Raw genomic sequence first — 25,687 nt, forward strand, 5'->3', positions numbered from 1 at the left:
CAGCGAGATCGGCGCCCCAACCCCGCTCAAGGCCACACCCGAATCCCATGAAACTGCTCAACCTGCTCCTGCTTTCCGCCGCCTGCTGCGGCGCCGCCGCCCAGGCCGCGGACAGCTATCCGACCAAGTCGATCGAACTGGTCGTGTCATACCAGCCCGGCGGCGGCAGCGACAGCACGGCGCGCGCCATCGCCGACGCCGCGCGCCCGCTGATGCCACAGTCCGTGGTGGTATTGAACCGTCCCGGCGGCAGCGGCTCCATCGGCTGGTCCTATGTGGCCGGCTCCGACGACGGTTACCGCCTGATCCTGATGACGCCGGAAATGCTGGTCGTGCCGCTGATGGGCATCGGCAAGGTCACCGTCGGCGACTTCCAGCCGATCGCGCGCTTCACCGACGACCCGTCCTCGATCACCGTGCGCGCCGACGCGCCGTGGCGGACCGCTCAGGAATTCATCCAGTACGTGAAGGCCAATCCCGGCAAGGTCACGTTCTCCAACGCGGGCAACGGCACCATTCCGCACGTGGCCGCCGGCGCCTTCGCCGAGGCGATCGGCGCGCGGCTGGAACACATCCCCTACAACGGCTCCGCGCCGGCCATCATGGGCCTGCTGGCCGGCGACGTGCAGGCCACCACCGTGGCCTATGCCGAGCTGCGCCAGTACGTGGAAAGCGGCAAGCTGCGCACGCTGGCGGTCATGTCGGAGAAACGCGTGGCCGGGCTGGACGCGCCGACCTTGAAAGAGCTGGGCCACGACCTGCAGTTCAGCGTGTGGCGCGGACTGGGCCTGCCCAGGAACGCGCCGCGAGAGGCGGTGGAGAAATGGCGCGCGGTGTCCAGGGAGCTGGCCACTTCGCCCAAGTTCCAGGAAACCATGACCAAGCAGAATCTCACGCCGTCCTATGCCGACACGCCGGCCTTCGTCGCCGACATCGAGCGGCAGAACCAGGCGGTCAAGACGCTGATGCCCAAGCTGAACCTGAAGCAATAGGCGCGTGAAGACGCGGCCGGCGGCGGCGCCATTTGCCGCCGGCCCGCCGCGCGGGTATGTTTGAGGGCCCTCCCGCCGCCAGACGAGATCCCGCCGATGTCCTCATCCCTGTCCGTCGTGAACATCTCCGCCAATGCCAGCGACTGGCGCGGCCAGGCGCTGTCGAACTTCTGCCTGTCGCCCTTCGTGCTGGACGGCGCGCTGTACGCCTCCATCGAAGGCTTCATCCAGGGCATCAAGTTTCCCGAGGGCGATCCGGTCCGAGCGGCCGCGTTCCAGGCCAGCGGCTGGGACGCCAAGCACCTGGGCGACGGCGCCCGCCGCGATGCCGTGCACTGGCAAGACGCGCGCATCGCCTATGGCTCGGCCGAACACCATCGCCTGATCGAACGCGCCATCCGCGCCCGCGTGTCGCAAAGCACCGGACTGCGCCAGGCGCTGGCGTCCACCGCGGGCGCGGCGATCGCGCATGAGACCGGCGCGCCCGAGTCGCCCGCCACCTCGCTGCCCGCGACGGTGTTCTGCCGCATCCTGGAGACGCTGCGCGAGGACATCCTGGCGGGAACGCTGCGCGAGGAACGTTGAAGCCGACCTGCGAAAGCGAGAAAGCTCGCGAGCGCGATGCGATCCCGCCACAGGCTCAATGTGGCTCAACGCGACCGGCGGGCGCGGCGCTCGCGCGAACGGCGGGAGCGCCGGATAGCGGCGGCACGGCAGACGCCAGCGGCGCGCCGTCCATCGCCGCCTGCGGCTTGCGCGCCGCGAAATAGCCATCCACCTCGCGCACATCGCCCGCCGCCAGCGTGCCCGCCAGCTGCCTGACCTTCAGCCCGGCCAGCAGATACGCGTAACGCGCCTGCGCCAGATTCTTCAAGGCATCGAAATAGCGCTGCTCGGCATCCAGCACATCGGCGTTGACCCGTTCGCCGCCCGCCACGCTCTTGCGCACCGCGACGGTCAGCTCGCGCGCGGAGTCCACGGCCAGCTGGTAGGCGCGCAGCTTGGCGACGCTGCTGTTGTACAGGTTGAACTGCTTGCGCAGCTCGTTGAGCACCTCGCGCGTCTTGGCGTCGTTCTCGTAGCGCAGCCGGTCGCGGTTGTCGACGGCCTGCCGAACCGATGACGACACGCCGCCGCCGGCGAAGATCGGAATGCTGACCTGCAGGCCGAACGAATTCGTCACGTACTTCTGCCCGTAGGTGCTTTCGGAGCTGGACTTGTCACGGCCGGCGCTGGCATAGGCGCTGACCTTGGGCATGTGGCCGGCGCGGGCCTTGCCGATGGCGTGGTCGGCGGCATCCGCCGAATGGCGCAGCGCGATCAGCTCGGGGTTGTGCGCCAGCGCCTGCGCGCGCCAGTGCTCGAAGTCGTTCGGCGCCAGCGGCCGCACCGCGAACTGACCGCCCAGCGCGTCCAGGTCGGCGGCATCGATCGGCTCGCCCACCATGGCGGCCAGCGTGTTCAGCGCCGCGTCCAGGTTGTCCTGCGCCTCGATCTCCTGCGCCAGCGCCAGGTCGTAGCGCGCCTGGGTCTCCAGCACATCGGTGCGATTGCCCTCGCCAGCCGCCAGCCAGCGCTCGTTCTGCGTCTTCTGCGCTTCATAGGCGCGCTTCTGCACCCGCACCAGGTCGATCTGGTCGGTGGCGTACAGCGCATCCATGTAGGCCTGCGCCACCCGCACGGCCAGTTCCTGGCTGCGGCTGCGGAAACGCTCGTCGGCGTGGCGCGCCTGGGCCACGCCGTAGTAGTAGGCAGAGATGGCCTCGTAATCGAAGATCGGCTGCTGCAGCGTCAGCGAGGACGAGCTGCTGCGATAGCTGCGGTCGGTGGTCTGCTCGCCGAAAAAGGTGGGCTGGGTCACTTCCGAACGGTTGCGCCCGTTGCGGTACTGGAACGCGATGTTCGGCAGCAGGCCGGCCCGCCCCTTGTTGCGCTCTTCCAGGCCGGCGTCGCGCTCCTTGCCGGCGGCCAGGTAGGCCGGATCGTTCTCCAGCGCCATGCCGTAGAACTGCATCAGCCCAGCCGCGCCGGCCCCCGGCGCGCACAGCGCCAGCAGCAGTCCGGCGCACAGCATGCCCACGACGGACCCGGCATCGCGCCACGAATATCCCCGAATCTCGTGCATCAGCGCTCCCGGATGCTTTCCATGCCGTACTGCATCAGCGGATCCAGGAAATACTCGATGACCCGGCGCCGGCCCGTCTTGATTTCCGCCGTCACCGCCATGCCGGGAGCCAGGCGGATATCGGCGCCGTTGACCGCGATGGTCGAGCGCGCCATCTCGACGCGCATCGAATAGACCAGCCCACGCTTCTCGTCGTTGATGGCGTCATCGGACACCGACTTCACCGTGCCCGGCACGATGCCGTACTTGGTATACGGAAAGGTCTCGATCTTCACCTCGGCTTCCTGTCCAGGCCTCACGAAACCCACGTCCTTGTTCTCCAGGAAGGCCTCGATCTCCAGCAGATGCTCCTGCGGCACCACCAGCATCAGCGGCTGCGCCTCGGTCACCACGCCGCCCACGGTGCGCACGGCCAGCTGCTGCACCGTGCCGGACACCGGCGCGGTCAGCCGGGTCAGATGCTCGGACTGGCGCGCCTTGACCAGGTCCTGTTCCAGCAGCGCCATGCGCTGGCGCGCCTCGTTCAGCCGGTTCAGGCTGGCGTGCCGGGCGTCGGCGCGCACGGTCTCGCGCTGCTGCCGCGCCTCGGCGATGGTCGCCTCGATCTCTTTCAGGCGGCTGCGCTGCATGGCCAGGTCCGATTCCTGCTCGATGCGCTCGCGCTCGCGCTCCAGATAGGCGTTGCGCGCGACATACTGGTCGCCGGCCAGCTCCTTCAACGACTCGGCGCGCTGGCGCGCGATGGGCGATGTGCGCTCCAGCTTGCGCGCCAGCGCCTGCGTGGTCTGCAGCTCGGCCTGGCGTCGCGCGATTTCGGCATCGATGCCGGCCAGCTTGGCCTGCAGCGCCAGGTACTCGGCGCGCGCCAGCCGGCGGACGTCCTCCGCCGCCCTGGGATCGGCCTGCACCGGTTCCAATACCGGCGCGCTGCCCTGGTCGATGGCCACCAGCATGGCCTCGGCATGCGCGGCCTGCAACGCCCAGGTCTGCAATTCGTTGACGATGCGCTGCTGCTCGGCCCGCGTCACGGTGCCGTCCAGCTCGATCAGCAGGTCGCCGGCCCGCACCGCCTGCCCTTCGCGCACATGGATGGCCTTCACGGTGGCGGTGCCGATAGGCTGCACCACCTGCGTGCCTTCGCTGGGAATGATCTTGCCCTGCGCCGTCGCCACGATATCGACCCGGCCCAGCACCGACCACGCCAGCGCCAGCGCCGCGAAGGCGATCAGCAGCCACATCGCCACCCGGGGCGCGGGCGACACCGCCTGCTGCTGCAAGGACAGCGCGGCGGGCAGGAACTCGGCCTCGTCGCTGCGGTAGCGCGTGCGTTCCCACGACTTGCGCTCGCGCCAGGAAGAGGCGAACACCGCCCCGTACCGGCGGACCAGATCGCGCCACGCGCCCAGTGCATGTCCCAGCGCCATCGCTACCCCTGCTGCATGCGATACAGCGCGGCGTACTGCCCCTGCTCGCGTTGAACGAGGTCGGCGTGCGTGCCTTCCTCGACGATATCGCCGCGATCCATCACCACGATGCGGTGCGCGTCCTTCACGGCGGACAGCCGGTGCGCGATGATCAGCACGGTGCGCCCGCGGCTGATCTCGCGCATGTTCTGCTGCACGATGCGCTCGGACTCGTAGTCCAGCGCGCTGGTGGCTTCATCGAAGATCAGGATGCGCGGATTCGACAAGAGCGCGCGGGCGATGGCGATGCGCTGGCGCTGCCCGCCCGACAGCGTGGCGCCATGCTCGCCCACCATGGTGTCGTAGCCTTCCGGCAGCTCGGCGATGAACTCGTGCGCGCCGGCCAGCTGCGCCGCCTGCATCACCCGCTGCAGCGGCATGCCGGGATCGCTGAGCGCGATGTTGTCGCGGATGCTGCGGTTGAACAGCACGTTCTCCTGCAGCACCACGCCGATCTGCCGTCGCAAGGAACTGGCATCGATGGTGGAGATGTCCACGCCATCCACCAGCACCCGCCCCTGCTCGGGCTGGTACAGCCGCTGCACCAGCTTGGTCAGCGTGCTCTTGCCCGAGCCCGAACGGCCGACGATGCCCACGGTCTCGCCCGGCTGCACCCGCAGCGACACGCCGCGCAGCGCCGGCTGCGCGCCGGGCCGGTAGCGGAACTCGACCCGGTCGAACTCGATGCCGCCCTGCACCGGCGGCAGGGCCGGCCTGGGCGTATGCACCTCGGTGCGCGTGTTCAGGATGTCGCCCAGCCGCTGCATCGAGATGCCCACCTGCTGGAAATCCGTCCACAGCTGCGCCAGCCGCATCACCGGCCCGGCCACGTTGCCCGACAGCATGTTGAAGGCGATCAGCTGCCCCACGGTCAGCTGCCCGTCGATCACCAGCCGCGCGCCCAGCCACATGGTGGCCACCGTCACCAGCTTGCTGACGAAGGTCACGCCACCGTTGGCCACGGTGCCGATCGCGGTCGTGCGAAAGGCCGCCTTGACGTAGGCCGCCAGCTGGTTGTCCCACTTGCGGATCCACTGCGGCTCGACCGCGCTGGCCTTGACCGTCTCCACGCCGCTGATCGTTTCCACCAGGAAGGACTGGTTTTCCGCGCCACGGTTGAACTTCTCGTTCAGCCGCGCCCGCAGCGTGGGAGTGAAAGCCAGCGACAGCACCACATAGCAAGGCAGCGACGCCACCACGATCAGCGTCAGCCAGACGCTGTAGTAGGCCATCACGGCCAGGAACACGATGGAGAAGAACAGGTCCAGCACCACCGTGATGGCATTGCCCGTCAGGAACGACCGGATGTTCTCCAATTCCCGCACCCGGGCCACGGAATCACCCACCTGGCGCGCGCGGAAATAGCCCAGCGGCAGGTTCAGCAGATGCCGGAACAGGCGCGCGCCCAGCTCCACGTCGATGCGGCTGGAGGTGTGCGCGAACACATAGCTGCGCAGCGCGGTCAGCACGACCTCGAACGCCACCACCGCCAACAGCCCGACCGCGATCACGTCCAGCGTGGTGAAGCTGCGGTGCACCAGCACCTTGTCCATCACCACCTGGAAAAACAGCGGCGTCACCAGCGCGAAGCACTGGATGACGAAGGACACGAGGAATACCTCGAGCAGCAGCTTGCGGTAGCGCACCACCGCCGGGATGAACCAGCTGAAGTCGAACTTGGCCAGCGCGCCGGTGATCGAGGCGCGCGAGGCCACCAGGATCAGCTCGCCGGTCCAGGTCCGCTCCAGCTCGTCCAGCGTCAGCTCGGTGGGGCCGCTGCGGCGCGGATCCTGGATCAGCGCCTTGCCGGCATCGACGCGCGCCAGGATGAAGAAATTGCCGTCGCTGTCACGGCCGATGGCCGGCAGGGGCGTGGTCGTCAACCGATCCACACGCACCTTGGCGCGACGGGCGCGCAGGTCCAGCTTGCGCGCGGCGAGCAGGATCTCGGTCACGCCGAATGGCGCGCCGTCGGCGCGGAATTCGTGAGCCAGCTGGTCGGGGTCGGCGGCGACCTGGTGGTAGCGGGCCAGCATGGCGAGGCAGAGCAGGCCGGTGTCGGGCGTGGCCGTGGGCGCGCCATGCGGCCCGCGCGCGTCCGCCGGTTGGCCGCCCGGCCCGCCAGATGCTTCGTCGATGTGCTTCATCTTGCCGGGCGCCTCGTTCCTTCCCTCATTGCAGGCTCGCGGCGACAACGGACAACGGTAGGCCGACGCCATGAGTCGGCAGCGCCAACCCGCCGCTGGCCGGCGGCGCGAATCCGGCCATCGCCGCCACCAGGCCTTCGAGCTTCGCATCGGCTGATTCACCGCCCGCTGACGCGGCAGGCTCCGGACGGCGCACGGCACTGGGCTGAAAACGCAGCGTCAGGTCTCCGACCAGCATTTGAGAGCCGTCCGCCATTCGCGCTCGTGAGGTACCGCCAATCTCCGAGCCGTCCGCATAGCGGACTGCGGATTCCGTATCCGGAACCAGGCCGATCGCGCTGATGCCGGCCTGGTCCAGCGTCTTCAGCTCGTCCGGCGTTGCTGCGCCGTCCTGGTCCAGGTCTTGCCACACGCGAAACGCCCGCCATTGCTCATCAGTGCCATCCAGCACGCCGTCGTGATTGGAATCGAACAGCAGGCGCAAGGCAGACAAGTCCGTGATCGTGTCGATCCCGGCTCCCGGCGGCTGCGCAGCCAGCTCGGCCTGCCATGCTTGCGGCGTCTTCCATTGGGCGAAGGCAAGCTCCTGGGGCTGGTCAATGCGGCCATCGGCCTCAGGCCCCAACCCGGCGCCACGATCGATGACGAGAAAGCCGTCGCCAGGGCCCACCCACGCCGTCCTGTCCGGAATGCCGTCGCCGTCAAAGTCGAAGCGGGGGCCAGCCATATCCAACGGCTGATCAGTGTACGGGCGAATGTCGAAGACGCCGTTTCGGTCCAGATCGAGCACCACCGGCGGCGCACCGCTAGGTCCACTGCCATGCGCACCCATCAGCTGCAATGCCGCCTCCCAGTTCCCCGCCGTCTGGCGCAAGGCTTCATCGAAATCCGGGTCGTTCCAATACACCCTGACGGGCGGCAGCACGATGATTCCATCGTCCGTCGGCGGCACCGAGCCTCCGGAAGGAAACGTCGGCAAGGGCAGGCGTATCACACCACCGCCTGGGCCACCGCCCGATTCCTGGCCTCCCGCTTGAGTCGGCGGATTGCCGGCCGCGATCCGCGCTTCCTCCGCTCTCTTTCTCTCTCTTTCCCGCTCGGCTTCGGCGGCGATGCGATCAGCGGCGATGCTTTCCCACCGCTTGCGCTCTTCAGCTTCATCGCGCGCTTTCACCACCTCCGGCGGAATGAGCGCACCTTTGTCGTCATAGTGCTTTTCCAGCACCCGCTTGCCGGTGTTGGGATCGTAGTAACGCTCGACACGCCCATCCGGCGTGACGTCCGTGGTCTTGACCAGGCGGCCGTCAGGCGCATAGACGCTCGTCGAATAGCGGGCTATGGCATCGCCTGCCCATTCATCGATCGTCCTCACGCCCGTGACGCCATTCTGACCGTACTCACGCTCTTCGATCACCTTGCCGTTCTGATTCACCGTGATGTCGCGGCCGGCCTCGACCATCGTCACGATGCTGCTGTCCGGGCCACGGGATACATAGCGCAAGACGAGGTCGCCGTCTGCCTGGGCATTGCCATTGCCGGCGCTCGTATCGCTGAACTGCTTCAGATAGTCCTGACGGGCCTGGGCGGAATCCGCGTTGACCAAGGTGCCGTCGTTCAAGCCCAGCGCGACCAGTTTCGCGATGTCGGCTGGCATGTTCCTGGCCGCGAGGTCCTGCTCCATCTGACGGAAATGGCCGACCTTGCCGTCGATATCGCCGTAGCCGAGCAATTTGATCGCCTGCCGGGCGGCGCCCCATATGCGTTCCACCAGCGCGTCGCCCGCCGCTCCACCGATCACGCCGCCGACGATGCCGCCGACCAGAATGCCGGCGATGGCCACCGGCGTGCCGGCCAGCATGGCCCCCGCCAACGCGCCGCCAGCCATGCCAAGCTGCAACCCGCCATAAGTCCGGGCCGCCAGTTGCGCCATCACCTCGCTCGCGCGCCCGGCATCGCCCTTGCTCGCGGCCTGTGCCGCCTCGGCCGAGCTGGTGCCAATGTCGTAGATCAGGCCGGCCAGGCCCAGGAACTTCAGCCCGGCGCCAAGCTTGGACAGGATCGTGGTGGTCGTGGTGGTGCCATCCTTCATCACGCGCATCACTTCCGCGTCGCTGAGCAGTTTTCCGGAGAGCGTCTTGGAATAGGACGGACTGGTCGGATCGAACACCGGCAGCTTGCCGATGTTCGCGCGCTGCTCCGGCGTCAGATTGCCGCGCACGCCTACCTGGTTGATGAGGTCCGGCGTGCTCAACGTGATCGCCGACGGCTCGAAGCCAAAACCCTTGATGCTCTGCCCGCCCTTGGTGGGAACGCCTCGGAAAAAACCGTCGTCGGATGCTACCGCGACCACGTTCCCGGCCTTTTTCTCGGCTCTCATGCGCTCGAGAATGGACGCGTCCCCGCCGTCCAGGCCAAGGGTGGGGGAACTGTATTTGGCGTCGCGGGGCAATGCCCCACTCTCCTTGCCGCGCTCAAACTGCGAGTAGGATAAAAACTCCTGCGTCGCAACAGCCAGAATCCCCCTGGATTGCAGCCAGTTCTGCAGGCCCGTGCCATTTGGCCCTTTGCTTATCTCCACAGAGACTACGTCCGTCACCGCAAGCACATATCCATCGAGTTTGACCAGATTCACCATCTGATCCAGATATGCCCTGCCACCGATGTTCCAGGCTCTCGACAAAAAGTCGTTGTCCAGGTAAAGAACTTTCTGCATCGTCAGTCCAATCCCAGCATTTCGCGGCGGGCAATCCGGACACGCCACTGCAATTGGATGACGTCTCGATGATCAAAGGCCTTCTCATACTTGATCATCAACGCAGCGAGTTCAATGCCTGGAGCAGATGATTCTGAAAGATCGCCTGTCGTTTTTTCCAGGTGTTCGAGCTCCGCCCAATCCTGTGGGTTTCGTTCCTTGAGATAGGCAACGGCTTCGGCCACCTCCTCCTGTGACCATTCATGCGGCACCCAACCATCCCGCGACGCGGCACCCTGCTTCTGTTCGTTGTCCATCGCTCCCCCTGGATCCATGACTTCCGTCACGGCGAACGCTTGTCCGCCATTTGCGATCAAGCCCAATGTTCCACGCCGCACACTTCCCCCTCAGCAGTCCAACAGAACCGCACCAACCAAAGTGGCATCGATTCCGTTATCCGGGGAAGTTCGCTCGTTGAATGAAACCAGGCTCATATTTCGATACTTAGTTTCAGTTGGTATTGAGTGCTATTTATATTTAAGCCATGCAAGCATGAAACTTTTATTGCAATCCGGAAAACTGAGACTGATGCTGTCGCCGCCTCACGGCTTCGCATGCGTCTTGGAATTGGCGCCTTGTTCCAGCCTGACAATCCACGCCCCGGCGGACCTACCGGCCCGCCGGATGCTTGTCGATGAGCTACATGCCGCCCCCAGCCATCATTGCCAGTTGGCCGCCAGCACCGGGTTCAGCGCCGCCGCGTAGTTCGGCGGCAGCGTGGTGACGCCGCTGGGAGGCGGTGTGAAACCGGCCATCGCGTTCACCAGGTTGTCGACCTTGGTGTCCAGCAAGAAGCGGGAGCCGGCCTGGAATTTCTCGACGTGGTGCTGCTGCCCGGCGTACCAACGCTCCACCGTCACCCGGTTCTGCGTGCCGATGACGCTGACCTCCAGGTCCTCGCCGACGCGCCGGAACCAGAGCTGGTCGAAGGTGCGCCCTCCGAGCACGGCCACGTCGACATCACCGGGATCCGACTCGGTCTCGATAATGCGGTCCTGTCCGAACTCCTGGGTGAAGAAATAGCGGTCGCCACCCAGACCGCCAATCAAGATATCGTTGCCACCCATGCCGTTGAGGATATCGTTGCCCTTTCCCGCGCTGAGGATATTGGCGGCATCGTTGCCCACCATACTGTTCAGGGCGTCGTTGCCGGTACCGTTGATAGCATCGTTGCCTCTCAACGTCAGGCCTTCCACATGCTCCGGCAGCGTGAAGCTGATCGTCGACTCCACGCGATCCCCGCCCTCGCCCGCCAACTCGATGATGCGGTCCAGCGGACTGTCGATGTAGTAGACGTCATTGCCCTTGCCGCCGATCAGCGTGTTGGCACCGTCCCCGCCATGCAGATGGTCGTCGCCATCGTTGCCGATGAGGATATCGTCGCCGTCCAGCCCCCACAGCACGTCGTTGTTGCTGCCGCCTTCCAGGATATCGTCGCCGGCCGTGCCGGTCAGCGTGAGCGGACCATTGACCACGCCCGTCCAGCTTCCCGACATCGCCGTCTTCAACGCCAGCGCCTGCGCGGCCGTCAGGTTGAGCTGTCCCAGCGGCGGCGGCGTCATCCCCGCCATCGCCGCGACCAGCGCCTCGACCTTGTCCTCGCGCAGGATGGCGCCCTGCGTGGTGGTGAACTGCTCGACGCGGTAGCGCGCGCCCAGGAACCAGTTGCTGATCGTCACGCCGCCGGCGGTGCCGATGACGCGCACCTCCAGGTCGTTGCCCACCCGGCGGAACCAGAGCTGGTCCGCCGCGATGCCTTCGCTAAAGGCCACGACATCGTTGTTGCCGGCGGTGTCGTCGTCCTCGATGATGCGGTCCATGCCGCTGTCTCGCGCAATGACGTAGCGGTCGTTGCCGTCGCCGCCGATCAGCGTGTCGTCACCACCGCCGCCGTTGAGCGTATCGTCGCCGCCGCCGCCGCGCAGCGTGTTGGCGGCGCTGTTGCCGACCAGCACGTTGTTGCCGCTGTTGCCCGTGCCGTCGATGGCCTGGTCGCCCGTCAGATACAGCAGCTCGACATTGTCGGCCAGCGTATGGCTCACCGAGGCGTAGACCCGGTCCAGGCCCTGCCCGGGCAACTCGATGATGACGTCGTCGACGCTGTCGACGTAGTAGGCGTCGTTGCCATCGCCGCCCACCAGCGTGTTCCTGCCCGCGCCGCCATAGAGCTGGTCGTTGCCGTCTCCGCCATACAGCGCATCGTCGCCATCGCCGCCGTAGAGCTTGTCGTTGCCGCCATGGCCGTACAGCACGTCGTCCCCGGCGCCGCCGGTCAACACATCGTCGCCCGCGCCGCCTTCCAGGCGCACCGCCTCGGGCCGCGTCAGGCCCCAGGCAGTCTTGACCGCCGGCCATAGCGCGCTCTGCTGCTCCGCCGTCAGGCCGGCCTGCGGCACGGTCGGCGACAGGGCGGCCATCGCGTCCACCAGCGCCTGCACCGCCTCGGCGCGTAACAGCGCGCCGCTGGCGGCCTGGAAGATCTCCACCCGATACTGCGCGCCCAGGAACCAGTTCGTGACCGTCAAGCGATCCGCCGTTCCCGGCAGCGAGACCACCAGGTCGTCGCCGGCGCGCGAGAACCACAGCTGCTGCACCTTGACGCCGGCGCCGAACAGCACCGTGTCGGTATTGCCGACGGTCAGGTCGTTTTCGACGATACGGTCGGCGCCGTAGCCCAGGTCGAACAGATAGGTATCGTTGCCCGCGCCGCCGATGAGCACATCGTTGCCGCCGCGGCCGTCCAGGATGTCGTTGCCCAGCCCGCCGTTCAGCACGTTGTCCAGCGCATTGCCGTACAGCTTGTCCGCGTAGGCCGAGCCCGTCACGTTCTCGAAGTTCGACAGTCTGTCCGTGCCGCCCATGCCGTTCTGCGCGCTGCCGGCCGCCAGGTCCACCACCACGCCGACGCCCGCGCCGGAATAGTCGACCGTATCGATGCCCGCGCCGCCGTCCAGCGTGTTGTTGCCGGCGCCGCCCGCGATGCGGTCATTGCCCGCACCGCCCATGATCACGTTGTCCTGCGAGTCGCCCAGCAGCACGTCGTCGTAGTAGCTGCCGGTCAGATTGCTGGCATGCAGATAGCCGTCCGCGGCGCGCGTCGTCAACGAGTCCAGCTTGATCGACACGCCCGCGCCCATGCGGCTGAAATCCACGGTGCGCGCGCCGAGCAGGTTGTCGTAGAAGGACAGGTCAGCCAGCGCCACGCCGTTCAATCGCAGCTGCGCGGCCTGTCCGCCCGCCGTCGAATAGGACAGGACCACGCCGTTCGGGCCGACCGTGACGTAGGCGCTGTCGCCGCCCGGCTGGAGCAGCCAGATGCGGTCGGCCGACAGGCCGGTGCCAAAGCCCAGCACGTCATCGACGGTGCCGGCTGCGGCCTGCGCGAACAGGAACACATCGCGGCCCGCGCCGCCCACCAGGCGGCGGTTGGCGCCGCTGCCGGCGATCAGCAGGTCGCCGCCCGCGCCTGCCTGCACGGTCTGCCCGCCCGCGGCATAGTGCGCCTGCTGGAAGTTGTCCAGGCCGCGCAGCGAGCCGATGAAGCTGCTCGCGAAGCGGGCCGCGTTGTTGTAGGCATTGGTGCCGTGCTGCCACACGGACAGGAACGCCTGGTAGCGAGCGCTGTCGGTGCTGGAATAGAACGTCGTCTCGTAGTCGTACCAGATGCCGCGATCGACCGTCTGGCGATACTTCGCCGCCGGCTCCGCCCCCGTCAGGTACTGGCGATAGACGGCCAGCTGGGAATACAGGCCGGCCAGGGTCGCGCTGTAGGCCTGGTAATTGGCCAGCGCGGTCCACAACTGCGCGCTGAACTGCTGCGCGGCCTGCGCCGCCGCCGCGGCCGACGCGGCCGTGGGCGCCGCGTTCGAGGCAACGGCGGCGTTCAACGCCGATTGCCTGGCGGTGAAGGCGGTCTCGTAGCTGGCGGTGTACGCGGCCAGCTGGTTCACGCTGCCGACCAGCTGGTTGCCATAGGCGGTCAGCGTGCCGACCTGCCCGGCGGGGCCTTCTCGCAAGAAATCCCGCACGCCGTAGTCCTGCATGTTGCTGGTGACGCGCAGGTTGTAGTAGAACCTGCCGGCTTCGGCGCCGGACAACTCCACGTAGCTGGTAACGTACGAGGGGCGGCCCAGGACGGGACTGGGGTTGCTCCAGTCGTGGAAGGTCAGCATGATCAACTCGCCCGGCTCGGCGGACGAGGTGTAGCGGTACAGGTGCCAGCGCTCGGGAATGGTGATCGGCGTCACCGTGGCGCCGAGCTGGTTGGCGGACGCCATGTAATTGGCCAGGTTGTTGCGGTCCCAGGCGGTGGAGCTGGCGACCGAGCGGACTTCGGAGAGGGAGGTGGCGACCTTGCCGCTGTTGAGCAGTTGGCGCGTCTCCAGCGCGACGTCCACGGGATCCCCGACCACGGGCAGTTCATAGTCCTTGCGGAAAAAGCCTTCCGCGCTCACGGCGACTGGCCTGGGCAGGCCGACGGCCGGGTTGAATTCGGGATAATCGGCGCGCCAGGCCTGCATGGCGCCAGTCAGCGCCTCGATAGCCGCGACATCCATTCGCAGGCCGTCCGCTAACTCCAGGATCGCGACCTTGCGGAAGGCATCCTGATACCAGCCTTGGACGACCAAGGCGTCGTCCGTTCCCAGGATGCGGATCCAGAGGTCATTGCCCTGGCGTTCGAACCACAGATCGCTCGGGCGCAGGTTCGCGCCCAGGATGATCCGCGAGCTCGGGCCGCCATTGGCAGCGACGCCGTTCTGCACGGTATCAACGCCATAGCCGCGGCCGAACAGATAGACATCGTTGCCGCCACCGCCGACGATCATGTCATTGCCAGCCTTGCCATCCAGCCAGTTGGCGCCGCTGGACCCGACGAGCCTGTCGTTCCACACCGAGCCGGTGACGTTCTCGATGTTGACCAGCGTCGAACCAAGATCGTCCGAGCCCGCCATCAGGTTGACCACGACGCCCTTGTCCGATTCCAGATAGGAAACGGTGTCGACGCCGGCGCCGCCGTCCATGTAGTAGCCCGTTCCCGTCACCACCAGCGTGTCGCGGCCGGCACCACCGCGCAGCACACTCTTCCACGCGCCGCCTATCAACCAATCGCCATAGTTCGACGCGATCAGTTCGTTGACGTGCACCAGCCCGTCGAACATCAGCGTGCCCCGGAGGCTGCGCACGCCGCCGGCCGTATCGTTGACGAAAGACACCGAGGTCACGCCCGCCAGATTGGCGAACAGGTCCAGCTTGGCGATGTCCGCGCCCATCAGCAGCACTTGCTTGCCGCCCGTCACCAGCTCGACGCCGCCCGCGATCCGTCGCAGGAACACCTGATCGGCGACGCCGGCCACCTGCACCTGGTCGCCGCCGGCGCCCGTCTGGAAGCCGTGCAGCGTGACCGATCCGGCGGTCTGACTCAGGATCAGATGATCCACGTTGCGGGACAGCGAGAAACTATTGCTGCCCGCGCCCGCCAGCATCAGGTTGAAACCGTCGCTCAGCGCCACGTTCTCACCGTTACGGCCCAGATAGACACGCGTATAGCCCGCGGACTGCGCGAACGCGCCCAACAGCTCATCGAGGATGATCTTGCGATCCGCCGCATGCTGCAACGCCTTGGCATACGCGGAGAACGTAGCCGCCGCGAACCGGGCGTCGCTCGGCGACCAGTAGGTCATGCCTCCGGGAATGTGTTCGTTATAGGATGCGTTGACCGGCACCAGCCGGTTCAGCTCGATCCGCAGCTGTTCCAGCCTGCCGCCTAGCGCCTGGGTCTGACCATGCGCGAGCCAAAAGGCGTCGACCGCGGCGCCCAATGCGTTGGCCGCCGTCCTGGCGGTGGACAAGGCCTGCAGCCTGTCGGCATCCTTGCCCATGAAATTGGCGACCGCCGCCGCGGCACCCGCTTCGGTGATCCTGCCGAAAGCCGAGTCCTCTTGCGTCGCGGCGGCCGCGATCGAACCGTCGACGGCGGCGCTGTCCTGAATCCACGACACCATGTCTCGGCCGGCCGTACTGCCAACCTCGACATTGGTCGACGTGTACATGGTGATCAGCGAGGCATCGCGCGTCTGCAACAGCGCATTGGGATGTCCCTGCCACGTCCGGCTCCGCTTGTTCTGCATCCATTGCTGCAGGCTGGCCACATCCGCCGAAAAATCCTGCTTGATATTGGCGAACACCGAGACGGCCGCCCTCACCTGCCCTTGGGCCATGCCGGCATAGCCCCTGGCGATGTACTCCGCATGGATCGCCGCTCCCTGATGCGGCGCCCAAGCCGCCGCGGGAACGGCGGCGGTCGCGGCATTGGCGGCGAGCGAGCGCAACTGCGGACCGGAGGGCGTGCGGACGATGTACCACAACGTCACCTCGATGATGGATGCCGCCTCGGCCCAGCGGCGCTGCGAAATCGACGACAAGGCCTGGTTCAAGGCTCCGGCCTGGGACCAGGCCAGGTACACGCCGTTCATGATGTTCCCGCCCAGCACGATTGGCGCCCAGCGGTCGGAAACGCTCTCCAGCGCCATGCGTGTGGCCAGGTGCAGATTGCTCGCGGCATTGTCGCGGGCTTCATTCACGCCCGCCGCCGTCGTGATCCGCCCGTTGATCCGCAGCACATCCGCGGCAGCGCGCGCCGCTGCTTGCTGGGCCGCGTTCTGCGAGGCAGTCGACGACAGGAACGCGCCAGGATCGCCAGAGGTGTATGTTTTTCCACCCATCTCCATCTTGACGATCTGCACGACGCCGTCGGGAGACAGCTTCGAATTCACGGTAACGCCGGGACCGGTGATGCGCTTGGAGATTTCACCGCCCTTGAATACGATCTGCTCCTCCCTCCCTGGCAAGGTCACGATCGTCTCGCCATTGACATACGTCACTTCGGCGCCCGGCGGCAGCCAGCTGAAGTCGATCCCATCGACCTTCATACCCTCGACGCCGCCCCGGCCGTAGAGCACGTTCTGCCCCTCCGAGGACGGAATGAACGTCTCGTTAAGCCACTGGCTGAATGCTTCCTTGGAATCCTTGTACTGCTTGTAGCCCTCGCTCTCCTCGATGCTCTTGGCCACTGCCACCAGCTTCTTCAGCGAGAGATTGTCCGGATACAGCGATCCGTACAACTTGATCAGGCCGATCATGTCGTCGCCGGCGAGCAGCGCATCCCATGCCTGCTTGGCCCAGCCGAACGGCAGGACCATGCTGACGGCACCGTTGAACGCGGCTTCGCCCGCCATCTGGCGCAGGCCTTGCTCGGTCACTTCGATGCCGAGTTCGCGCCGCGCTTCGTCGAAATCGACCGGCCGGCCCAATTCAGCGGCCATGACATCTCTGGTTTGAGTGATCAACGTGACGACCCCGACAACCAGCGCCGCGAACATGGCGGGGTTCAGCTTGCCCGCTACCCCCTTTGCCCAGAGCGTCAATACGTTGCTCTTGGCGAACATCGAGGTCCCGCTGGTGTTGATCCCCAACTCGCGTTGCATGGCGGCCATGACATCTTTCGGCTTTTGATACGTCGAAATGTCGAGCATGCTGCGCGAACCCGGGGTCGCATCCAATACGCTTGCACCGGCTCCGGCGTGAACGCCAAGCTGGAACTTGCTGCCTTCGATGAAGGCGGGATGCTCGGTAATCCTGGGGTCCCAGGTGAGAGTGCTCCTATTGAAAAACTGGTTATAAAACTCTCCCCACAACACCTTGGAATCCAGGTCCAGACGCACCCTATCCTTTGTGTTGAGCTTGAGGCCGGACCCGGGATTGGACAATTCCACTTTTAAAAGTGCAACCAGGCCATGGATCTCGGAGGCTTTGGCCGCAAGCCATGATTCCCGCGACGGGTATCCATGCCATTCATTGGATTTCATGCCGCTGCTGTACTGGTCGTCATAAACGGTCATGACCCGTCGGAGGAACTCCGAATAAGCAGGATGATCGCCAGTATGGGTCGCGGTACTGACGCGATCGCGCCCATCAGTGGCAGTAATTTTCTGTCCATCTATCCTTCTAGCGAGAGAAACACCATTGACCGTGTAATCGCTCTGCGCCCAAAGACCGGTTTCCTGCATGGCCTGTAGCGCGCGCGAACCCTGGAAAACCGATATCGGAATAACATGATGGCCGGCATACTCAACCCCATCCAACTTGGGCAGGGACAGATTCTTGAATTCCCATTCACTTCTACTTCCGGCCATTTTTGGCTCCGAGCGCATTGCGGTTGACGTCTTTGTCCTAAACCACTCTATCCACACACTTCTTGTCAAAAGACCAGCCGTCCAACCGCTCGGCCTTGAGAAAATCTCGCAACGCATCAGAGCAGAAGTACGTCCTCCAGGTCGTACTCACGGGGAGGTTTGGCGTCGTGCCAAAATCTTGGGGCAGGCGCCAAAGATGGTGATTGCCGATTGCCCGCTTGTTGACTACGCACTTCGCATCTGGACTCAGGGATATGTCTCCGCCGCTGCGCTCATACCCCTCTCGGCCCATGCCCTTGGAAAAACAAGTTGCCTCGATGACAACCGCATCCAAGCTCGGCGGCATGACCCAGTAGTACGTGCCGTAATGACACTCTCGACGCCGTTCATCCAAACCCCAGGTCTCGAATGACTTGAAGCGACAGTTTCCTGGCCCAAGCAATTCCAGTTTTTCCTTAACTGCTTCACAAACTAGAAACGGACCACCGAACCAGCCCATGATCGCGGGTGGCCCCGGCTTGCGACGCCTCTCGCCGGCACGTAGCACGCGTGGCTCCGACCATATCGCCACTTCCGCGGGAGTGAGGGATTCACCAAAATCCACTTTGGCCTGGATGCCCATGTCCAGCGGGGGATCAAAATCCTTGGTCACGGATGAACCCGGTGCGACGCTGAGACTCAACAAATACGACATGCTTTCCTCCATCAAGATCCTGAGAACAGTAGCCACATGAAAGAAGTATGCATCCCTGCTGCTACATGGACTCCACAATGTTGTGAAAGCCCTGACAGGGTCAACCCCATACTTCTGGTTTCGCGTGACAGTAGACGAGCGTACGAAGGCCACAAACTCCCACGCCTACCATTCATGAACAACTGCCTCAGGTCTTGCCGCTTTCGACGACGAGCCCCACTAATCTCTCTCGCACGTTTGCGCCCGGAGACAACGCCTCCCTTGGCATGTGCGGCGCTTTCACAATGGCATGAGCTTGATGTGAAGACTTGCGAGGATACGAAAGCAAATCGAAAGGATCATGACTGAATCAGGCCGAATCCGGTAATCACCGTCACAATCAAGCGCCTAGGCGAACTCGTCTGAAGACGGGGCTACTAATTTGTGTGCGAGGCATATCATGGGGACTAAAGATCATGGCCATGCCGATAAAGAAGCCACGCTGAGTTAAACGTGACGGTGAAACCGGGTCTATCCGCTCCTATCCACACACTTCTTGTCAAAGGACCAGCCGTCCAGTCTCTCTGATTTGAGGAAATCCCGGAGTTCGTCTGAGCAGAAATAGGCGTTCCAGCCGACTTTGATCGGACTGTCCGGATTCACGCCGAAATCGCTCGGCAATCGCCATAGAGGGTGGTTGGCGACCACGCGTTTATCGATAACGCAGCGGTCATTGGAGATCGACGAAATCCTGCCCGCGCTGTCTTCGTATCCGGCTCGACCGCGTCCCTTGGCAAATTCGGTCTCTTCAATAACGATCGCGTCCAGGCGCGGCGGAAAAACCCAGTAGTACGTTCCGTAGCAGTGATCACGGCTTGGATCGCTTAGTCCCCAAAGCTCGAATGGCTTGAAGCCGCAGTCCCCAGGCGCCAGCAACTCCAGTCGGTCCTTGATTGCCTCGCAAACAAGAAAAGGACCGACTGACCACCCCAGGATGGCCGGAACACCTCCCTTGCGACGTTCTGACACACGCAACACTCTGGGTGCGTTCCACTCTTCCTCGTCTTCGATGGCGAGGGGCATGTCAGCATTCTTTCTAGCTTTGACTCGATCTTCCAGCGGAGGATCGAACTCCTTGTCTACGGAAGAACCGGAGGTGACATCATTGCTCAACAGATAAGACATGTTCTTTCCAGTCATGGTCCAGGCATGACCGCTCATAAATAGAGGCGGTTTGCGCTTCACTGCCTCCCCGACACTACGGCGTGGTAATGGCTTTGCAAGGCGCCCGTGCTCCATCCATGTTCCGATTCGACTTTAACGCGCAGCCATACAGCCATTCCCGCTCAATCTGCGAGCAATACCGGGATGAGTTGGCCGTACTGCAACCATCGCCTTCTTATTGGACCATTCCTCTCACCACCAGCGTCATGCCATCGCCCGCACCATGCCGCACGTGATGACTCACGCATGTCCGCGCACAGCTTGAGGGCTTGTGATGAATGCGACAGGATAAGAAAGAACTTTGAAAGAAAAATGAATGAATCGACCCAGATTCCGAACCTATCGTCATAAACGAGAAACACAGAGCGCTCATCTGATTACTCGCATAGAAAAATCGATTCCTCACCGGGATAGAGCAGATGCGACCAGGGGGCTCGGGACAATCGAATTGATGATGCAGATCCGGAAACCAGGCCCGCAGGCAGAGGGGCCGACCGTCACCGCGCAGGCGCAAGCAGTAGATCGCGCAATCGCCGCTCCTGGTCGAGTCGACCTGGCTGCCGGCAGCGCGCGGAATGGACGGTCTGCCGCCCCGCCAAGCAGCCCAGATCGGTCTGGTACCGCAGGTTGCTCAAATCCACTGGCCGACGTGTCTCAGCAGGCGTGGATGTCGCGGGTGTATTTGGTGTCGCGCATGCAACTGAGGAAAGACGCTACCCAAGGATCATGCCGCGGTGCGGCTTGGATAGGCGCCATGGAAACGCCAAGCGCAAAAAAGCCGGTACGCTTGCGCGATACCGGCTCTTGCCGATCATGTCGTCGCCGGCGAGCAACGCATCCCATGCCTGCATGGCTTGCAGCGCCCTGGAATCCTGGAACGTTTCTATGGGAATCACATGATGGCCCGAGTAGCCTACCCCATCCACATTGGGTAGCGACAAATTCCTGAATTCCCATTGATCCCTGGGGCTGGCCATCTTTGCTCCGTCGCCAAATGCGCGTGACCTTGCGTTACGTCGTCTTGTTTACGCACTTCTTATCAAAGGACCAGCCGTCTAGCCGCTCCGTCTTGATGAAGTCGCGCAGTTCGTTTGAACAGAAATATGCACTGCTGCCCACGCTCGCCGGGTCATCGGGATCGGTGCCGTAATCGTCCGGAACACGCCATAGGTGATGATTGGCGACGATCTTTGGATCGATCACGCAGCGGGTATCCGGCAGCAGCGAAATCCTGCCGGCGCTACGCTTGTAGCCGCCCGATCCACGCCCCTTCGTAAAATCCGTTTCCTCAATGGCCACCGCATTCAGGCGGGGAGGAAAGACCCAGTAGTAGGTCCCATAGGACTGATCGCGTAGCTTTTCGCTCAACCCCCGAATCTCGAACGACTTGAAACGGCAGCTCCCTGGCGCAAGCGACTCCAGCTTTTGCTGGATGACCTCGCAAACCAGGAATGGACCCGTGAGCCAACCCAGGATCGCAGGCGCGCCACCTTTACGATGGCGTTCGGATATCCGTAGCAGACGCGGGACAACCCATGCCGCTTCTTCTTCCGGAGATAGCAAAACACCGCAGTCCGCCTTGACCTGGATGGTCTCGTCCAACGGAGGATCGAATTCCTTGGTTACGGACGAACCTGGCGTGCTGCTGAGATTCAACAAATACGACATGCACTCTCCATCTCTTGCCCAGAACAGCGATCACATGAACGTGAAAGGCGACCCCGCCCTTAGCATCGATTTTTCAATTTGATGGGGCTTCTTGGACACGCAATTTCACTTTCATGGCCTGAATTGGCTGTACCCCCGCCGTTTTGCAGGCACTACATTCCCCCAATGTCACGGAGCGCGACACATGACTGGAAGGCCAGCAAGAATACGAAAGAGAATTGAAAGAACCGTGACAAAATCAGCCCGAAGTCCGGGCCCACTGTCAGGCATTCTCAATCCTTCAATGTTCGTTTGATCAACATGACTTGGCCAATCTGTTCAACCACTGTGCGATGTATTTCTTGCCAATTCCGCAATGACTGATATCTGATCGGATACTCGATGAAGACATACCGCTGGAGCTCCGCTCTCACCGTGCACCCCGTATCCTCAACGAGATTTCCAGCGGTGGCGCGATAGGGTTTGGTGCAAAAAAACAGGATCCTCTTGTCACCATCCCCGGACATGAGAAGCGCGGTTCCCGTCTCACCCCGGTCAGACTCCTTCAACACCACGAGGCTGCCTTGCCCCTTGTTGACGGGCAATTCAGGAAGAGACATATAGCGATTGAAGGCCATGTCCGGCGTTTCGATGGCCGTGATTACACTGACCTCATATTTACCGTTCCTGAGATAGCTCGGCACTCCGGCGATTTCAGCGAGCCTGAGTCCAAAGGCGCCCAACTTTTCCTCAAGCGAGTAATACGGCGTCCGCGCGAGCATGGAGGTCTCGCCGTGCACGCTGAAACTCAGTAGATCCTTGCACGCTGATTTGCTCTCTGCCTTGACCATGCAGACGTCAAAATCTATCGGCAAGGTGTCGCGTTGACAGCCGCTCAGCGCCAGCGCCGCCGTGGCGCATGCAACCATCTTCACCATGGCAAGCCCTTTTCCCATGGATAGATCTCCCTGATACCCATCGACCGCCATCACTACCCCATATCGGTGGCCTTCCGTGAACGGCTGTTTGTCCTTGGTCGCGGCAGGGTTTCACCCTTGGATTTCAATCTCATCTTGCAGCGCCCATCGGCCCCGGCAAGCGAGGCGTCAGTGTCGATACCTGGCTGCGATTGGCATTGAGTGCTATTCATATTTAAGCCATGTGAGTATGAAACTTCCATTGCAGCCCGAAGAATTGAGACGGAGGCCCTAGCCGCTTCACTGGTCTTGCGCACGCTTGATATTGCGGGCTCACCGTAAGCCAGGAACGAGTCCACGGTCTCCATCGCTGCCTTAGTCAAGTCGGCGCTCATTTCTCTTCCTTATCCTCTCTACCCATTCGGCTAGAAGCAGCCCCAAGAACAACAAAATGAATGCGAAAAGCGCGAATCCCGGCGCGCTTTCCTTTTCCCACTGAAGATTTCGCCGGAGATGGTCCGAAGGCAGTTGCGATTTGCCGGCGTAACGTATGTCGACGACGCGGCGTCGTTCGACAAACAGATAGACAGGCTGAAGGAACCAGTCCACGGCGATGATCTTTCCGTCCAATCTCTGAGGATCGTCCTGACCGGCAAAACAATCCGGATTGGATCTGGACTGCGGACTTTCGCAGCTGTAGTCCTTGCCCTTGACCATCAGCATGTAGCCGCGCTTGACTCGATACTGGAAATGCGCCGTTCCCTCATCGGTGAAGATGGCTTCTTTGGCGGGATAGGCAGCGAAGTAGGCATAGCCGGCCGGAATCGCGAATCCAAAGACATAAACGGAAAGAAACATCAGCCGCACACCGTTCTTGCTGCCGATTTTCTTCAGAATGCTCTTGATCCTCTGCACGCTCCGCCTCTCGCAATCGCGCTGTTCCTGCCGCAACAGCGGCACGGATGGCGCAACATCCATCCAGGCGCTCACCATCGACCCCGACGACCGGCAGGCTTCGCGCACGCGCCAGGCTGCGTGCCTAAGCACACCCACGGTCTTCTAAAGGTGTGGAGAATACGAAAGCAAATTGAAAGCCTGGTGACTGAATCCGGCACGGCGTGGCGGGCGCTGTCACAATCGCTTGACATGCGCGGATGCGGAGCCGGACCAGGGCGATCGCCGCTTGATGCCGGATCCGGGATTGGGCAACTCCACTTTCAAAAAGGCGACCAGACCATGAATCTCTTCTGCCTTGGCTCCAAGCCACGATTCTCGCGACGGCTAGCCATGCCAATTATTGAAACTCGCCCCAGCTTTGTACTGGTTATCGTAGGACGCCAGAACCTTCTGGAGAAGGTCCGAGCAGGCTGCTTGCCATTCCGCGCCGGTCCAGTGCTCAATGAGTCCGCCACGGACCATGGCATGGACGCTACTCCCCTTCACGCCCACCAAATCTGCGTTCGTTTCTGATCCGTATCCTGTCCATCCACTCATAGAACAGCAGCATGAGCAGCATCCCCGAGAAGGTGATCAAGGCGTCCGTGCCCGCGCTGTCCTTTTCATACTGAAGTCCCTTTTCCAGGAAATGCGGCGGCAACTGACTGACGCCGTCGTACCGTATGTCCGCCACCCGCCTGGCCTGGCCGAATATCGGGGCAGACTGATGGAACCAGAGGATCTCGACGGTCTTGCCCTCCAGCAATGTCCGCTTTGCCGGCGACTCGCTCACATTGAAACAATTAGGATCGGCGTTGAGATATTGCCCCGCGCAGGTGTAGTCCTTTCCGTCCACCATGAGCATGTAGCCCCGCTTCACGCGATATTGGAAATGGGCCCGTCCCTCCACGATCCGCATCTCGTCCTGGGTCGGCGGTGTTGCCATGTAGACATGGAGGAAGGGAATGCCGAAGGCAAGGCAGTAGCCGCAAAGCAGCGCCAGCCGCACGCCGTTCTTGCTGCCGATTTTCTTCAGGGCACGCTTTATCCGCTGCACGCTCAGCCTCTCGGGACCGACTCCCGTCCATTCCGGCTGCGGTCGAGCCCGCGCGAGCGGACTCTCGCCCGCAGCGCGAGCATCAAAAGCGGGCAAGCATAGGCGCGGGAATTGAAGGCGCGATGACCAGATCGGGCGCGCCATGCGAGACGCTGTCACATGCGGGCAGCGAGCAGACGCAAAAAAGCCGGCACGCTTGCGCGATGCCGGCTCTTGCCGATGATGTCGGGTACATCACCGAGAATTCGACCACATCAGTGGTCGGGGCGAGAGGATTCGAACCTCCGACTCCTGCGTCCCGAACGCAGTACTCTACCAGGCTGAGCTACGCCCCGATTTTGGCAAGTCCCACACTTCAGACTTGCGCACTTGCTTTACTGCTCTTGCTCTTACTACCAACTTGCTTCACTACTGCGGGTTCGGCATCGCTGCCTCACCGCTTTTTTCGCTAGCGATCTCTGTTCACCGCGAAAGCGCAGAATTCTAACAGAGATTTTTGGAAAACGGAAATGGGGTAGTTCGACAGCGCATTGCGAGCCAGTTCCGCCTCGGCTTCGGCGGCCTGCATGGCGTGCTCCAGCGCGTCGGTGGCCTGGATGGCGGCGGCCACGGCGGCGAAGTCGGCGTCGCCGGTCTTGATGGCGTCGCGGATGAGTTGCTGCTGCTCGGGCGTGCCCACTTCCATGACGCGGATCAGCGGCAGCGTGGGCTTGCCTTCGCGCAGGTCGTCGCCCACGTTCTTGCCCAGCGCGGCGGCGTCGCCGCGGTAGTCCAGCACGTCGTCGACCAGCTGGAAGGCGGTGCCGACGTGGCGGCCGTAGGCGGCCGCGGCGGCTTCCTGCTCGGGCGTGGCGCCGGCCAGCACCGCGCCGACCTGGGCGGCGGCCTCGAACAGCTTGGCGGTCTTGTAGCGCACCACCTGCAGGTAGCGTTCCTGCGACACGTCGGGGTCGTGCACGTTCAGCAGTTGCAGCACCTCGCCCTCGGCGATCACCGTGGTGGCCTCGGACAGGATGCTCATGATGCGCATCGAACCGGCCTCGACCATCATCTCGAACGAGCGCGAATACAGGTAGTCGCCCACCAGCACGCTGGCGGCATTGCCGAACACGGCGTTGGCGGTGTCGCGGCCGCGACGCAGGTCGGACTCGTCGACCACGTCGTCATGCAGCAGCGTGGCCGTGTGGATGAATTCCACCACGGCGGCCAGCAGCTGGTGATTGGTGCCTTCATAGCCCAGCGCGCGCGCCACCATCAGCACCATGGCCGGGCGCATGCGCTTGCCGCCGGCGCCGATGATGTAGTCGCCGATCGTGCGGATCAGGACCACCTCGGAATTCAGCCGGCTGCGGATAACCGCATCGACGGCCGTCATGTCGTCTGCAATGGGAGCGATGAGCGCGGGGAGATTCAAGACGTATCCGGATTGTGAAGCGAGCCGCGTGGCGGGCTCTTACCGCAAGGGCCCCGTCCGGCGGGCGGTCGGGGAGGATTCGACGGAGGATTATACGGGCTGGCCAAAACAGGGACGCGTCTTGCGCGTCCCTGGCCGCTCCCTGGAC

16 protein-coding genes and 1 tRNA gene are annotated in these 25,687 nt (G+C 63.5%); 2 read left to right on the forward strand and 15 right to left on the reverse strand.

Annotated elements, in window-relative coordinates; translation table 11 throughout:
• The first annotated feature begins 47 nt into the window (after positions 1–47).
• A complete protein-coding gene (locus tag KDH83_RS08535) occupies positions 48–992 on the forward strand; it encodes a tripartite tricarboxylate transporter substrate binding protein (protein WP_212314400.1) in 945 nt (314 codons plus the stop codon).
• Positions 993–1,088: 96 nt separating this feature from the next.
• Positions 1,089–1,577 (forward strand): hypothetical protein, encoded by a 489-nt coding sequence (locus tag KDH83_RS08540; RefSeq protein ID WP_212314402.1) that lies wholly within the window; start codon positions 1,089–1,091, stop codon positions 1,575–1,577.
• Positions 1,578–1,632: 55 nt separating this feature from the next.
• Here the strand turns inward: KDH83_RS08540 and KDH83_RS08545 are convergent, their stop codons facing one another.
• The 15 genes from KDH83_RS08545 to ispB all read right to left on the reverse strand — a co-directional run bounded on the left by KDH83_RS08545 (position 1,633) and on the right by ispB (position 25,539).
• Entirely contained in the window at positions 1,633–3,117 is a 1,485-nt protein-coding gene (locus KDH83_RS08545) for a TolC family outer membrane protein (protein ID WP_212314404.1), read from the reverse strand.
• Entirely contained in the window at positions 3,117–4,541 is a 1,425-nt protein-coding gene (locus KDH83_RS08550; protein WP_212314405.1) for an HlyD family type I secretion periplasmic adaptor subunit, read from the reverse strand. Before KDH83_RS08550 ends, KDH83_RS08545 begins: the two co-directional genes overlap by 1 nt.
• 2 nt (positions 4,542–4,543) lie before the next feature.
• A complete protein-coding gene (locus tag KDH83_RS08555) occupies positions 4,544–6,616 on the reverse strand; it encodes a type I secretion system permease/ATPase (RefSeq protein ID WP_249204951.1) in 2,073 nt (690 codons plus the stop codon).
• 136 nt (positions 6,617–6,752) lie between these two features.
• Positions 6,753–9,440, reverse strand: a complete 2,688-nt coding sequence (locus KDH83_RS08560) for a hypothetical protein (RefSeq protein WP_212314409.1) — start codon at positions 9,438–9,440, stop codon at positions 6,753–6,755.
• Between the two features lie 2 nt (positions 9,441–9,442).
• Positions 9,443–9,796: a hypothetical protein gene (locus KDH83_RS08565; protein ID WP_212314410.1), complete on the reverse strand. Its 354-nt coding sequence runs from the start codon at positions 9,794–9,796 to the stop codon at positions 9,443–9,445.
• Between the two features lie 342 nt (positions 9,797–10,138).
• On the reverse strand, positions 10,139–17,788 hold the full coding sequence (locus KDH83_RS08570; protein WP_212314411.1) for a calcium-binding protein: 7,650 nt from the start codon (positions 17,786–17,788) through the stop codon (positions 10,139–10,141).
• Positions 17,709–18,365, reverse strand: a complete 657-nt coding sequence (locus tag KDH83_RS08575; RefSeq protein WP_212314413.1) for a DUF1629 domain-containing protein — start codon at positions 18,363–18,365, stop codon at positions 17,709–17,711. The genes KDH83_RS08570 and KDH83_RS08575 overlap by 80 nt, the downstream gene beginning before the upstream one ends.
• Positions 18,366–18,875: 510 nt before the next feature.
• Positions 18,876–19,529, reverse strand: a complete 654-nt coding sequence (locus tag KDH83_RS08580; protein ID WP_212314421.1) for a DUF1629 domain-containing protein — start codon at positions 19,527–19,529, stop codon at positions 18,876–18,878.
• Positions 19,530–20,281: 752 nt separating this feature from the next.
• Positions 20,282–20,545 (reverse strand): hypothetical protein, encoded by a 264-nt coding sequence (locus KDH83_RS08585; RefSeq protein WP_212314423.1) that lies wholly within the window; start codon positions 20,543–20,545, stop codon positions 20,282–20,284.
• Positions 20,546–20,579: 34 nt separating this feature from the next.
• Complete coding sequence (locus KDH83_RS08590) at positions 20,580–21,236, reverse strand: DUF1629 domain-containing protein (RefSeq protein ID WP_212314425.1); 657 nt, start codon at positions 21,234–21,236, stop codon at positions 20,580–20,582.
• A gap of 272 nt (positions 21,237–21,508) precedes the next feature.
• On the reverse strand, positions 21,509–22,171 hold the full coding sequence (locus tag KDH83_RS08595; RefSeq protein ID WP_212314427.1) for a hypothetical protein: 663 nt from the start codon (positions 22,169–22,171) through the stop codon (positions 21,509–21,511).
• 336 nt (positions 22,172–22,507) lie between these two features.
• Positions 22,508–23,155: a hypothetical protein gene (locus KDH83_RS08600; protein WP_212314429.1), complete on the reverse strand. Its 648-nt coding sequence runs from the start codon at positions 23,153–23,155 to the stop codon at positions 22,508–22,510.
• Positions 23,156–23,561: 406 nt separating this feature from the next.
• Positions 23,562–24,269 carry a hypothetical protein gene (locus KDH83_RS08605; protein WP_212314431.1) on the reverse strand — a complete coding sequence of 236 codons (708 nt, stop codon included), beginning with the start codon at positions 24,267–24,269 and terminating at the stop codon, positions 23,562–23,564.
• Positions 24,270–24,383: 114 nt separating this feature from the next.
• Positions 24,384–24,460, reverse strand: a tRNA-Pro gene (locus tag KDH83_RS08610).
• 113 nt (positions 24,461–24,573) lie between these two features.
• Positions 24,574–25,539 carry an octaprenyl diphosphate synthase gene (ispB, locus tag KDH83_RS08615; RefSeq protein WP_212314433.1) on the reverse strand — a complete coding sequence of 322 codons (966 nt, stop codon included), beginning with the start codon at positions 25,537–25,539 and terminating at the stop codon, positions 24,574–24,576.
• Between the last annotated feature and the right edge of the window lie 148 nt (positions 25,540–25,687).

Source organism: Achromobacter sp. Marseille-Q0513 (assembly GCF_018195695.1).
Lineage (GTDB): Bacteria > Pseudomonadota > Gammaproteobacteria > Burkholderiales > Burkholderiaceae_B > Achromobacter.